General features: G+C 66.7%; 9 protein-coding genes. 6 read left to right on the plus strand and 3 right to left on the minus strand.

Features of this window, described 5'->3' with window-relative positions; genetic code table 11:
• Positions 1–19: 19 nt before the first annotated feature.
• Entirely contained in the window at positions 20–1,087 is a 1,068-nt protein-coding gene (locus ACIQLD_RS04420; protein WP_402605492.1) for a DUF998 domain-containing protein, read from the minus strand.
• 96 nt (positions 1,088–1,183) lie between these two features.
• Here ACIQLD_RS04420 and ACIQLD_RS04425 point away from each other — a divergent pair, with 96 nt between their 5' ends.
• The 6 genes from ACIQLD_RS04425 (at position 1,184) to ACIQLD_RS04450 (ending at position 8,990) form a co-directional block, all read left to right on the plus strand.
• Positions 1,184–2,101 carry a mechanosensitive ion channel family protein gene (locus ACIQLD_RS04425; RefSeq protein WP_402605494.1) on the plus strand — a complete coding sequence of 306 codons (918 nt, stop codon included), beginning with the start codon at positions 1,184–1,186 and terminating at the stop codon, positions 2,099–2,101.
• Between the two features lie 22 nt (positions 2,102–2,123).
• Positions 2,124–3,266, plus strand: a complete 1,143-nt coding sequence (locus ACIQLD_RS04430; protein WP_402605497.1) for an AI-2E family transporter — start codon at positions 2,124–2,126, stop codon at positions 3,264–3,266.
• A 177-nt stretch (positions 3,267–3,443) separates the two neighbouring features.
• A complete protein-coding gene (locus tag ACIQLD_RS04435; RefSeq protein ID WP_402605499.1) occupies positions 3,444–5,096 on the plus strand; it encodes a SulP family inorganic anion transporter in 1,653 nt (550 codons plus the stop codon).
• A complete protein-coding gene (locus tag ACIQLD_RS04440) occupies positions 5,093–5,767 on the plus strand; it encodes a GAP family protein (RefSeq protein WP_402605502.1) in 675 nt (224 codons plus the stop codon). The genes ACIQLD_RS04435 and ACIQLD_RS04440 overlap by 4 nt, the downstream gene beginning before the upstream one ends.
• Before the next feature lie 45 nt (positions 5,768–5,812).
• Positions 5,813–6,529: a GAP family protein gene (locus ACIQLD_RS04445; protein ID WP_402605504.1), complete on the plus strand. Its 717-nt coding sequence runs from the start codon at positions 5,813–5,815 to the stop codon at positions 6,527–6,529.
• Between the two features lie 118 nt (positions 6,530–6,647).
• Positions 6,648–8,990, plus strand: coding sequence for an arylsulfatase (locus ACIQLD_RS04450; protein ID WP_402605506.1), 2,343 nt, complete (start codon positions 6,648–6,650; stop codon positions 8,988–8,990).
• 31 nt (positions 8,991–9,021) lie between these two features.
• Here the strand turns inward: ACIQLD_RS04450 and ACIQLD_RS04455 are convergent, their stop codons facing one another.
• Together ACIQLD_RS04455 and ACIQLD_RS04460 are read right to left on the minus strand one after the other, a co-directional pair.
• Positions 9,022–11,622 carry a LuxR C-terminal-related transcriptional regulator gene (locus ACIQLD_RS04455; protein ID WP_402605509.1) on the minus strand — a complete coding sequence of 867 codons (2,601 nt, stop codon included), beginning with the start codon at positions 11,620–11,622 and terminating at the stop codon, positions 9,022–9,024.
• A gap of 98 nt (positions 11,623–11,720) precedes the next feature.
• Positions 11,721–12,701, minus strand: a complete 981-nt coding sequence (locus ACIQLD_RS04460; RefSeq protein WP_402605511.1) for an FUSC family protein — start codon at positions 12,699–12,701, stop codon at positions 11,721–11,723.
• Between the last annotated feature and the right edge of the window lie 112 nt (positions 12,702–12,813).

Genomic DNA, 12,813 nt, shown 5'->3' on the forward strand with positions numbered 1-12,813 from the left:
GGCATCCTCCGGGTGATGTTTACCCGCCCGTGCCAGACACCTCGTCTCGTTTGAGGGCATCAGCGGTGCGGATGAAGAGGATGATCCAGGTGAACACGACGGTCCCGGCCACCAGCTCGACAGCCGTGAGCGTGTAGTAGCCGACGGCGAAGAACACGGCCAGCACCACGATCAGGAGGGTGAACACGTACCCCAGCAGCAGGAACGTACGCGAGACGCCGGGCACCCACCAGCGCATGGCGACGACGAGCACGGCGAACGCGACGACCATTCCCGAGGCCACCGCGGTATGAAGAGCGAAATGCTCGTCGACGGGGAACACGCCGACCATGCCGAGGAAGAGCCCGACGATGATGAGGCAGGTCCGAACCGAGGTCACTCCGCGCGGGTGCGTCGTCGGAATGCCCTTCGTCGCGTAGCGAGCGAGCGTGGTCACGAGGATCCCGGCGACGATCAGCGTCAGGTTGAACGCACGCGCCGAGAGATCGTCGGTCATGCCGAGTGCACTGAGGTTCTCCTTCCACCATTGCGGATCGCTGGCGGTCAGCATGCTGGCCAGGATCCCCAGGACCAGGAACACCGCGAGGACCGTCGCCAGGAGCTGCAGATCCAGGTGGGTCGCGGAATAGTAGGTGACATAGGCCGTCAGGCCCGCCGCGGCGCCGGCGAGCATCAGGACGGGCACCGGATAGACGACCGCTCCGATGAGGCCCGCTTCGATGATCGTCGCGGCGAGCGTCCACCCGAGCAGCGCGATCATGGCGTGCGCGAAGGCGAAGGCCGCGATGTCGATGATGTCGAGCACCCCGAGCCGCTTCTGCCTGTCGGGATCGGCGGCGATGACGCGACCCAGCACGAACACGACGACCGCTGTGACGGCGGATGCCAGTGCCGCGAACTGCCCGAGCGAATCGGGACCGGAGATGGGAGCCGACTGCAGGCGGAACACCACGAGCGCCACGAGTGCGGCGAGGACGAAGGCGAAGATCGAGATCTGGAGTCCGATGGCCTCCCGCGCTCGTTCCCGAGTCGCGCCGTGCGAGCGGGCTGCCGTGAGGAGATCCGGTGATGGGGGCGTCGACGACATGTCCTCAGTCTCCGATGCTGCGGGATCGAGGGCCACCGTCGTTCATCCCCAACGGGCGATACCCGGGCGCCGATGCTCCGCGCTCACCCGCTCCGGATGAGCGCAGTCGCCGCGGCGAGCGCGCACCCAGCATCCTGGTCGGATGATGCGCTGGAACCCCCGACCGAGAGGTCGGCGAACGTGACGCTGGACGCCCTGTTCCCCGATGGGCTCTCGCCCTGGCAGATCGTGCTGGCGGTGCTGTCCATCCTCATCGGCTGGTTGCTGTCGCGTTTCGCCCGAAAAGGCGTGCTCAAGCTGACGAAACGGACGCCGGGCATCTCCGATTCCGTCGCGCAGTTGGCAGCGCGCTTCACGCAGTACGCTCTGCTGCTGGTGGGCATCGGCGTCGGGCTGGCCTTCCTCGGGGCGAACGTGCAGCCGCTGCTGGCGATGACGGCCATCGCCGTGGTCGTGCTGATCCTCGTGCTGCGCGGCGTCGCGGACAACTTCGCGGCCGGTGTGCTCATCCAATCCCGCCAGTCGGTGAAGATCGGAGAGGAGATCGAGATCGAGGGCCCCGACGGGCCTATCCGCGGCGTCGTCCAGGAGCTCAACGGACGCGCCGTGATCCTGTCGACGGTCGACGGCAGGACGGTGCACGTGCCGAATGCCACGCTGCTCACCGGAATCCTGGTCAACGATTCCCGTCATGGTGCGCGACGCAGCGCGGTGGAGATCCGGGTCGCGAGGGAGGACGGGGTCGTCGTGGATGACGTCGTGGCGATCATCTCCCGCACGGCCGGCGAGGTCGACGGAGTTCATTCGCGCGAGCATCCCGCGGTGTCCTTCGCCTCGGTCTCCCCGACTCGCTGGGTGCTCACCCTTCGGGTCTGGCACCACCCGCTGCATGCGACGGCCGTGATGTCGGCGACGGTCCGCGGTGTCGCTGAGGCGCTGGAATCCGCCGGTGTGCGAGCTGTCGTCGCCCCGCAGCAGGGACCGGCACCACTCGTCGTACCGGAACCGTTCTGAACTCGTCGACTACGCTGTCCGCGTGACCACCTCGCCTGCGCCGGAGCGCGCCCCCGACCGGATGCTCTCTCCCAGTCTGCGGGTAGTGCTCCTGCTCGCAGCGAGCGCGGTCACCCTGGCCGGCGTGTACTTCGCCAGGGAGCTCTTCGGACCCATCGCGCTCGCGATCGTGATCGTGGTCATCTGCGAGCCCCTTCGCCGTCCACTCGATCGTCGGGGTTGGCCGCAGTGGGCGAGCACGACGGTGGTCATCATTGTCGCGTACCTGATCCTGCTGATCATGGGCGCACTGCTCTGGCTCGCCGGCACGCAGTTCGCCCGTCTGATCGGCGATCTCGTCTCGGAGGGCGGCCTGGCCAAGACCGTCGATGACTTCGTCGCGTGGCTGCAGTCCCTCGGCCTGGACGAAGAGGCCTCCGACGCTGCAGCCTCGGTCCTCGACCCCACCACACTGCTCGGGCTCGCCCGCAGCATCGGTGGAACGGTCGTCAGCGTCGCGACGGCATTGTTCTTCGTGTGCGCCTACATCATCTTCATGGCGGTGGATGCCGCCCGCTACCGCCAGGCGCCCTCGATCTTCGGCGCGACCAAAGGCGCGGTCATCGCACGGATCTCGCGTCTCAACACCGGCGTCCGCCGCTACTACATCGTCAATGCGACCTTCGGCGCGATCGTCGCGATCATCGATGGTCTCGCACTGTGGTGGATGGGGGTTCCGGCTCCGGTCGTCTGGGCGATCCTCGCGTTCGTGACGAACTTCATCCCGAACATCGGCTTCGTCCTCGGCCTCGTCCCGCCGGCGATCCTGGCATTCGTCGTGGGCGGCTGGCCCCTGCTGCTCGGCGTGATCGCGGTGTACTGCGTGGTGAATGTGGTCCTGCAGGTGCTCGTCCAACCGAAGTTCGTCAGCGATGCCGTCGATCTCAGTCTGACGCTCAGCTTCTTCTCGGTGATCTTCTGGACCTTCATCATCGGTCCCCTCGGCGCGATCCTCTCGATCCCGCTGACACTGCTCGCGCGGACGCTCGTCTTCGAGGGCGATACCGATGCGACCTGGCTGCGCTGGCTCTCCGGTGACCGCACCGCGGTACCCCCGGTACCGGAGCCGGAGCCGGTCGAGCCCGCGCGACGACGTCGCCGGCTTCGCGCCCCCCGCCGTCCCTGACGCCTCCGCGAGCGCCCTGACCCGCCTCGCCGTGCTCGCACGATCCCCGTAAATCACCAGGGGTGAGGTTGCCGTCGAGACGTGGTCCCGAGAACCCTCCCGGTGGGATCGTGGTCGGGAGAGCGCTCGACGGGGGCGCCGGCGGATGGAGGCGATGTGCAACGTCCACTCGCGGGATTGACCAAGAAGAACTTCGTCACGGAGTTGACGGCGGGAGTCACGCTCCTCGCGATCGCGATCCCCCTGAACATCGGCTACGCCCAGATCGCCGGCCTCCCACCGACCGCCGGTCTCTACGCCCTGATCGTCCCCACGATCGTGTACGCGCTGATCGTCTCCTCCCGACAGCTGGTCGCCTCGCCCGATGCCGCAGCCGCCGCACTCGTCGCTTCCTCGATCGGTGGCCTCGCCGCCGCCGGAAGCGCGGATTACGCGACCCTCGCGCTGGCCCAGGCGATCATCTGCGGCGTCATGTTCGTGCTGCTCGCGGTCTTCAAGCTGGGCTTCCTCGCGAACTTCCTCTCCAAGCCGATCCTCGTGGGATTCGTGGGCGGCCTGGCGCTCGACATCATGGTCAGCCAGGTGGCGAAGATGCTCGGCGTCAAGATCGACTCGGGAAAGGACTTCATCGGGAAGGTGGGAGACCTCGTCGGTGGATTCACGACGCTCAACGGGTGGGCGGTCCTGATCTCGGTGTGCTCGGTCGCCGTGCTCCTGCTGGGGCGACGTTTCCTCCGCGCCGTCCCTTGGGCGCTGATCGTCCTGATCGCCACGACGCTCGTGGTGGTACTGACCAAACTCGACCAGCGCGGCGTCGACATCCTGGGAGAAGTCCCTGCGGGTCCCCCCGTGCTCACCTGGCCCGTGATCGACTGGTCGCTCTGGCTCATGCTGGTGCCGTCGGCGATCGCCCTGACGCTCGTCACGACAGCCGAGGGTCTCCTCGTCTCGCGGTCGTACTCCGAGAAGCACGGCTACCCGTTCCATGCGAACCGGGATCTCCTCGCGTTCGGCGCCTCGAACATCGTCGCCGGGGCGCAGGGCAGTTTCGCCGTCGGTTCATCGACCTCCCGCACCGCGGCGATGGATCAGGCAGGCTCGCGCACGCAGTTCCCTGCGTTGATCCTCGCCGCGGGGACCCTCCTGCTTCTCCTGTTCGGCACGGCGCTCCTCGCCGACATCCCCTCCCCTGCCATCGGCGCGATCGTCGGAGTCGCGATCATCCCTCTGCTCGGCATCCGCGACTTCATCGATCTGTGGCGCAAGGACCGGTTCGAGTTCCTCATCGGCGCGACCTGCTTCCTCGTCACGCTGCTGATCGGCTCGATCCCCGGCATCCTGGTGGCCTTCGTGCTCGCGCTCATCAACATCGCCAAGCGCGCATCGAATCCCGCCATCGACGTGCTCGAGTCCAGCGGCGACCCCGGTGAGTCGTTGCTCGAGGATGCTCCGGCCGGAACGGTGACGGCACCGGGGGTGATCGTCATCCGGCTGGCTGCTCCGCTGTTCTTCGCGAACGGCGCCGTGTTCTCATCGGCGGTGAAGGACGCCATCCGATCCGCAGGCGAGGGGACGGTCGCCCACCTCGTCGTCGACATGGAGGCCGTCACCGATGTCGACGTGACCGGCGCGGAGTCGTTCGTCGCGCTCAAGGAGTGGCTCTCCGGCCAGTCGGTCTCGCTCGCGTTCAGCAGGGTGCGGCCGAACACGCTGCACCGTCTGACCGAGCTCGGGTTGCTCGAGACCGAAGACGTCTACGCCACCAACCGCGAAGCGATCACGAAACTGGCTCCGTCGACGACGGGGTCCGCTCCAGAGAAAGGTCAATGATGGGAACCGTCATCGGGGAGATCCTCCCGCTCGCACTCGGGGTCGCGATCAGCCCCATCCCGATCATCGCGGCGATCCTCATGCTGCTCTCGCCGAAGGCTCGGGTCACCAGTGTCGGTTTCCTCCTCGGCTGGGTGATCGGGATCGTCGTCGCCGTCACCGTGTTCACCCTGGTGTCGTCGATCCTGCCGGCCGACGATCCCGATGCCTCACGACCGATCCGTGGCGTGGTACAGCTCGTCCTCGGGCTACTGCTCTTCCTTCTCGCTTTCGGGCAGTGGCGCAAGCGTCCCAAGCCCGGCGAGGACGCCGCGCTGCCGAAGTGGATGAAGGCGATCGACACGGTCACGTTCCCGGTGGCGTTCGGCCTCGGATTCCTCCTGTCCGCGGTGAACCCCAAGAACCTGATCATGGCCGCAGGCGCAGGCACCGACATCGGCGGCGCCGCCCTTCCCGTCGGGTCCGCCGTCGTCGTCGTCATCATCTACACGCTCATCGCCTCATCGACGGTGCTGATCCCGGTCGTCGGGTATCTCGTCGCGGCTGACCGTCTTCGCGCGCCCCTGGACGCCCTGCGCGGGTGGCTGGCGAAGGAGAACGCCGTCATCATGGCGGTCCTGCTCCTGGTGATCGGCGTGTCGATGATCGGCAAGGGAATCGGCAGTTTCTAGGACCACGATCGGCCGGGGCACCCGGCCCACAGAAGGGATGCGGATATGGGAGAACTGATACTCGCGCTCGTCCCTGTCGCCCTCGGAGTGGTCCTGAGCCCCCTGGCGATCATGGCTCTCGTCGCCGTGCTGCTCTCGCGCAATGCGCGGATGAACGGGATCACCTATCTCATCGGGTGGGTCCTCGGGCTCGGCGGGCTCATGGCGCTGTGCCTCTGGCTGTTCCCGTTGATCGCCGTGCACGAGCTCAGCGAACCACCACTGTGGGTCCCGATCGTTCGCGTCATCCTCGGACTGTTCCTGATCGGGTCTGCCGTGTGGGTGTACCGGAGAGGGCGCGTGCACATCGCGCGGATGGCCGCAGCATCCTCTCCGCGCGACGTCGTCGCGGCCTCTCCGCAATTGCCGGGTTGGCTGCACTCCGTGGAGTCCTTCCGGCCCGGGCGGACTCTGCTCCTCGGACTCGGACTCTTCGTCCTGAACCCGGTCGACGCCTCCTGTGCGATCCTCGCCGCCCTCGACATCTCGCTGTCGGACGTCACTCAGAGCGCCGGTGTGTGGATCGCCGTCATCTTCGTCGTCATCGGGACACTGCCCATCGCACTGCCCGTGCTCTACGTGGTCGTACGCGGGGCCGACGCACAGCCGCTCCTCGATCGCGTGCGGACGTGGATCGCCGGAAACACTCATGTCCTCAACGCGGCACTGCTCCTCGTCATCGGCGCCCTCCAGTTGGAGAAGGGCATAACGGGGTTGATCTGACCGCATCGATCGGCAAGTTCACCCGGATGAAGCCGGTTCAGGTTCCTGACGCGTCAGACGCGCCGCAGTACTTTGAGGCTCGCGGGTCCGTGTTTCAACCAGATGAAGGAGACCGGAGATGACTCGGGAATTCCAGGGCAAGATCGAACTCGATGTGCGCGATTCCGTCGCGGACTGGGATGCGTTCCGCCCAACGACCCCGCCGGCGGGCGCGCCCAACGTGCTCGTCGTGCTGTACGACGACACAGGCATGGCAGCCTGGTCGCCGTACGGCGGACGCATCAACATGCCCACCATGGATCGACTGGCCCAGAACGGCCTGACGTACTCCCAGTGGCACACGACCGCGCTGTGCTCGCCGACGCGCTCGACATTCCTGACCGGTCGCAATCATCACCTGAACGGTTTCGCGACCATCTCCGAGTCGTCGACCGGATTCCCTGGCTACAACTCGCACATCCCGGATTCCAACACCACGATGGCGCATGTGCTCCGAGACGCCGGATGGTCGACCTTCTGGGTCGGCAAGAACCACAACGTGCCGATCGACGAGTGGACCGCCGGAGCGTCGAAGAAGCACTGGCCGCTTGCTCAGGGCTACGACCGGTTCTACGGTTTCATCGGCGGAGAGACCAACAACTGGTATCCGTCGCTCGCCGAGGACAATCACTACATCGACCAGCCGTACCTCCCGGAGCAGGGCTATCACCTGTCCAAGGATCTCGCCGACCAGGCGCTCACGATGATCCGCGACGTCAAGCAGACCGAACCGGGCAAGCCCTGGTACATGTGGTTCTGCCCCGGCGCCAACCACGCACCCCACCACGCCCCGCAGGAGTACATCGACAAGTACAAGGGACAGTTCGACGACGGTTACGAGGCCTACCGCGAGTGGGTGCTCGCCCGCATGGTCGAGAAGGGCATCCTTCCGACTGACACCGACCTGACCGCGCTGAACCCCATGACCGACGGCACGTTCAACCCCACCGACGAGGTCCGCCCGTGGGACACCCTGAACAACGAAGAGAAGGCGATGTTCTCGCGCATGGCCGAGGTGTACGCCGGTTTCAGCGAGTACACCGACTCGCAGGTCGGCCGCATCGTCGACTACCTGGAGGAATCGGGGCAGCTCGAGAACACGCTCATCCTCTACTGCGCGGACAACGGTGCATCCGGTGAGGGAAGCCCCAACGGCTCGGTGAACGAGGGCAAGATCTTCGGCGGATACCCCGACGACGAGGCCGAGAACCTCCGACTCGTCGACAAGCTCGGTTCCCCCGACACGTACAACCACTACCCGACGGGCTGGGCGGCCGCGTTCTCGACGCCCTACAAGATGTTCAAGCGCTACACGTATCAGGGCGGCGTCTGCGATCCGCTGGTGATCCACTGGCCGGCCGGGATCAAGGCCCGCGGCGAGGTGCGCCATCAGTACCACCACTCGACCGACATCGTGCCGACGATCCTCGAGGCCTGCGGGGTGGAGTTCCCCGACGTCTACAACGGCGTCGAGCAGACGCCGCTCTCCGGAGTCTCGATGGCCTATTCGTTCGATGCGGCACCGGACGGTCCGACACAGAAGAAGACGCAGTACTACGAGATGCTGGGCCAGCGCGGCATCTGGCACGAGGGCTGGAAGGCGGTCGCCGTCCACGGTCCGATGAGCGGGATCAGCAACTTCGACAAGGACGAGTGGGAGCTGTATCACACGGACGTCGATCGGGCCGAGGCGAAGAACCTGGCTGCGGAGCACCCCGACAAGCTCGAAGAGCTCAAGGCGCTCTGGATGGACGAGGCGAAGATCAACAACGTCCTGCCGCTGAACGACCTGCAGATCATCGGCAATCCACGGGACTTCGAGACGTTCGTCGCCATGGAGTTCCACCAGCCCGCTCCGCCCTCGGGCCGGTTCGTCTACTACCCGGGTACGAGCGAGGTGCCCGAACGATCCGCGGCGAACACCCACGGCGTCTCCTACAAGATCGCGGCCGAAGTGGAATTCACTCCGGACACGGAGGGCGTCATCTTCGCTCACGGCTCGCGCTTCGGTGGGCACGCGCTCGTGGTGAAGGACGGGCAGGTGCACTACGTGTACAACTTCCTCGGAATCCCACCCGAGGACCGTGTCTCGGCCCCCGTCCCGACATCCGGGACGCACATCATCGGTGTGGAGTTCACGAAGGAAGGGATGGGCGAGCACCGCGAGGGCGTCGGCCCGGTGAAGCTGTACATCGATGACCAGGTGGTCGGCGAGAAGCGGATCCGCACGGTCCTCGGCCACTTCTCCCTCTGCGGTGAGGGTCTGACCATCGGACGTGACAGCGCCGATCCCGTGTCGTCTCTGTACGGCTACGGCTTCGACTTCACCGGAGGCAAGATCTCGAAGGTCGTGTTCGACATCGCGGACGACGCGTACCTCGATCTGGAATCCCACCTGGCTGCTGCTCTGGCCCGGGATTGACAGCCTTCTGACCGACGACAGCCGCGCACGCTCACTCGATACCGAGAGCGTGCGCGGCTGCTGTCACCCCGTCGCGGTCGGACACGCCGAGCTTCCGATAGATGTTCCGCACGTGGGTCTTCACGGTGTTCGGCGAGATGAACTCCTGTTGGGCGATCTCCCGCAGCGTCGCATTGCGGCTCAAGGCGGAGAGCACGATGCGTTCCCGTCGCGTGAGTTCCTCGTCGATCAGCATGCCCGCAGCGGCGAGGCGCTCGCGGACGCAGTCCGCGAAACGCCCTCGGGAACCGGGTGTGGCCCGTGCGGCGAGCAGACGAGCCACCACCGGCCCGGCATCGGCGAAACGTCGCACAAGTTCTTCCGGTTCGGCCAGCGCGAGCGCGAAGGCGAGCGAGACCTGCGCCTGGTCGGGGTGCCCGGACTGCACCTCTATGCAGGCCGCGACCAGCCACGCGTCGACCATCGATGCCGGTAGCAGGCACGGCGAGCTCCCGTCCAGCACCGGCGCGAGCGCCTGACGTGCACGCGCGAACTCCTGGTCATGCAGAGCCGCTATCGCGCGGAGCACGAAGACGTCGCCGGTCGAGCCGATCGTCTTCTCGATCTCGACGATGAAGCGGTCCCGCACAGACCGCTCCCCGAGCCGGTTGAACGCTCGCACGGCGAATGCGCTCATCATCGCGTACCAGTGGACCGGAAGCGGCATGTCGGCGCGCGGCGCGAGGTTGTCGAGGAGGTCGATGGCCGCGGCATGTGCGTCGATCGCGGAATCGGCCCCCAGAAGTGCGAGCATCCCTCGCAGCCCCCGGGCGATCGAGGGCTCGGCGCCCGACTCGATGATGTCGGTGGCGACCTTCAGCGTCTCGTCGACGTCGCCGACGAGCATCCGCTCGAAGGGAACCCAATAGCGCCACACTCTCGTGACCTCGTAGAACGAGTCGTCCGGTGTGCCGAGCTCGACCCAGCGCTGATCGAGGCGCGCACCCGAAAGGAGCACCTCGCCCATGCGACCGCGGAAGAGCTCAGCGGTGTTCAGGATGGCTGCCGCCTGCAGCTCCGCAGCGGCGGCGTCGGCGGTGAGGGCATGATCAGACGCGAACCGCGCGAACCGACCGGCGCGGTCCAGGTTTCCGACGTAGAGCTCCGCCATGGCGGCCTGGAGGAACACGTAGGTGTCCAACTGCGCTTCGCCGACGACTTCGTCGAGCACGAGCTCCAGCCGGTCGAGGGTGTCGGTGAGGCCACCACGCCGGACGGCGACGTGCAGTTCCAGCCCCTTGCGCCACTGACGAACGACCGCGGACGCCTCACCGAAAGACGATGACGGTGACGATTCGAGCAGAGCGGCGGCTGTGGAGGCATCGCCTCGTGCGAGTCGCGCCGAAGCGATCAGCAACTGCACGGAAGGTTCGGTGAGCACCGAGCGCGGAAGGTCGGCGGTTGCGGTGATCACCTCGCAGGCATGTCCCATGAGGAGCAGCTGCATCCCGCTCTGCCGCAGGATCCGCGACATCGATACGGCGTCGTGACTGCGCGTCGCATGAGCGAGCGCGAGCCTGTGGTTCTGCTCTGCGGCGAACCACTCCGCCGCCTTCTTCTCGAGGGACTCGACCACGGCATCGCCGCGCTCCTTCAGCCGGGAGTACAGGAACTCACGCAACAGGGGGTGGTAGTGATACCACCCCGGCTCGTCGTGGTTTCGGCTGATGAGCACGTTGAGGCGGAGGAGCTGATCGATCAGCCCCGCGGCCGGTGCTCCGCCGGTGAGGCGCGATGCCAGCTGCGGGGTGAACGATTCGGGGATGGCGGTGAGGACCAGGAACTCACCGAGTTCGTGGTCAAGGTCGGCGAACACCTCCTCGACGAAGTAGTCGGTCACTGTCGGAGAGTCGCCGCGCAACGGGAGCACGGCTGCGAACGAGTCATGATGGGCGGCCAGTTCCAACAGACGCAGCCCGGTCGCCCATCCTTCGGTTCGGCGGAGCACGGACGTGATCTCGCCCTGCGAGAGACTCACGCCCCTCGCACGGAAGAAGGAGCGCACCTCCGCCGGGGTGAAGGCGAGGTCTTTCGCATCGAGTTCGAGCGCGATCCCGGCGATTCGTCGACGTGCGAGCGGAATCCTGCCCGTTCCGCGACCGGAGAGCACGACGTGCGCGTTTCCGGGAACGGCGTTCACGAACGCCGACAGCATCTCGGCGAACTGCTCCGTCTCGACGAGGTGCACGTCATCGATGATGATGACGGTACGTCGGCGCGCGACGCGGAGGCACCGCGCCAGCGCCCGTGCCGTGTCGATCGACCAGGTGTCGGCGACCCTGGCCAGGCTCGCCCGCACCCGCTCATCATCGAGGGCTTCCAGAGCGGTTCGCAAGAACTCGAGGTCCACTTCGTCACGCTGCAGCGCCCACCACACCACGGCCGTACCGTCACCGGTGTCGACCACGTCAGCCCATTGGCCCAGCAGCCGCGTCTTCCCGGTGCCGGCCGGCGCAGAGAGCACGGTCAGCGTCCACGGTTCATCCATCGCGGCGGTCAGTCGGGACAGCAGGCGCGGCCGTGAGACATCCCCCGCGACAGCCGAAGGCATGAGAGCCCACGCCGAATGCGGGTCATGTACAAGTGATGTCATCGGTCCCCCCGTAACATGTTAGACGACACTGTTCCTCTCCCATTCGAAGTATCCCATTCCAGCGAACGCGGGCTCAAGGGACTTTCGTCTAGCGCGGTTCACACGGTTGAGCGACGCCGATTCCTCACGATCAGCGAGACGATCGAGGGCACGACGGCGCCGAAGAACAGGGCGAGTCCGACACCGATCAGCGTCTCCACCGCACGCTCGAGGAATCGTTCAGCCGGAGGTTCCGGGGACGTCGACATGATGAGTGTCAGCGCGAGGAAGGTGGTGAATCCGGGGACCACGTACCACCGACTCTCCTGGATCGCGCAGGCCGAACCGATGACCAGTCCGACCAGGATCCCGACGACGACATCGGCCGGGCTGAGCACGGCCACGATAGCGGCCGCCAGAGCACCGACCAGAACGGATGCCGCACGCCCGATGCTTCGCGCGATGAGCTGCCCCCTCACCGGCCTCATCACCAGGAGAACCGCACCGGTCGCCCAGCCGACGTGTTCGAGGTCGAGCAGGAAGCCGAGTGTCGCCGCTGTGGCTGCGGCGGCACCGAGCAGGATTCCGTAGACCAGCATGGCGCGACCGCGCGGCACAGGGGGCGCCGGGTGGGGCTGTTCGTCGCGTTCCGGCCAGAGCAAGGTGAGAAGCCATGCATAGACCGACCCGGCCACGATGCACGCGGCGAAGCCGAGCGTGACCGTCGACCAGGTGAAGCTCAGTCCGATTCCGGTCATCGGCAGCGCCAGGACCAGGACGAGCTGCGCCCAGCGCCCGCGGGTCGCGTTCTCGCTCGCGAGGACGGCGAGCCCGAAGACTGCGACGACGGCGACGACCGGGATCGCCGCGAGCACCGACCCGAGAAGCAGCGCCAGAGCGCTGAGCGCTCCCACGAGCGGGATGATCGCTCGATCCCGCCGACGCGGCGGCAAGCCGAACGCCGCCGCGGGCACGACTCCGATCCCGAAGGCGACAGCCAGCGACAGATCGAACGGAGCGACGGCCATCGCAGGCACGGCGAAGAGGATCCCGAGGCCGAATCGAGACCATCGCCAACTCAGACCCGCGCGGTCATCCACCGTGTCCACCTCGGCCCTGCTATCACCCGCACGACGCTCGACACGACCGCCCCCTCTCGCGGTTGCTGCCCGCCGCTCCCGCTCGTGGTGCCAGCCTAGGGACGACGAGCGC

The organism is Microbacterium sp. NPDC091662 (genome assembly GCF_044756705.1).
Classification (GTDB): domain Bacteria; phylum Actinomycetota; class Actinomycetes; order Actinomycetales; family Microbacteriaceae; genus Microbacterium.

Bases quoted from the DNA above. Each gene is read 5' to 3' on its own strand.
- ACIQLD_RS04420 (WP_402605492.1), bottom strand. From the start codon at position 1,087: ATGTCGTCGACGCCCCCATCACCGGATCTCCTCACGGCAGCCCGCTCG.
- ACIQLD_RS04425 (WP_402605494.1), top strand. From the start codon at position 1,184: ATGAGCGCAGTCGCCGCGGCGAGCGCGCACCCAGCATCCTGGTCGGAT.
- ACIQLD_RS04440 (WP_402605502.1), top strand. From the start codon at position 5,093: ATGATGGGAACCGTCATCGGGGAGATCCTCCCGCTCGCACTCGGGGTC.
- ACIQLD_RS04445 (WP_402605504.1), top strand. From the start codon at position 5,813: ATGGGAGAACTGATACTCGCGCTCGTCCCTGTCGCCCTCGGAGTGGTC.
- ACIQLD_RS04450 (WP_402605506.1), top strand. From the start codon at position 6,648: ATGACTCGGGAATTCCAGGGCAAGATCGAACTCGATGTGCGCGATTCC.
- ACIQLD_RS04455 (WP_402605509.1), bottom strand. From the start codon at position 11,622: ATGACATCACTTGTACATGACCCGCATTCGGCGTGGGCTCTCATGCCT.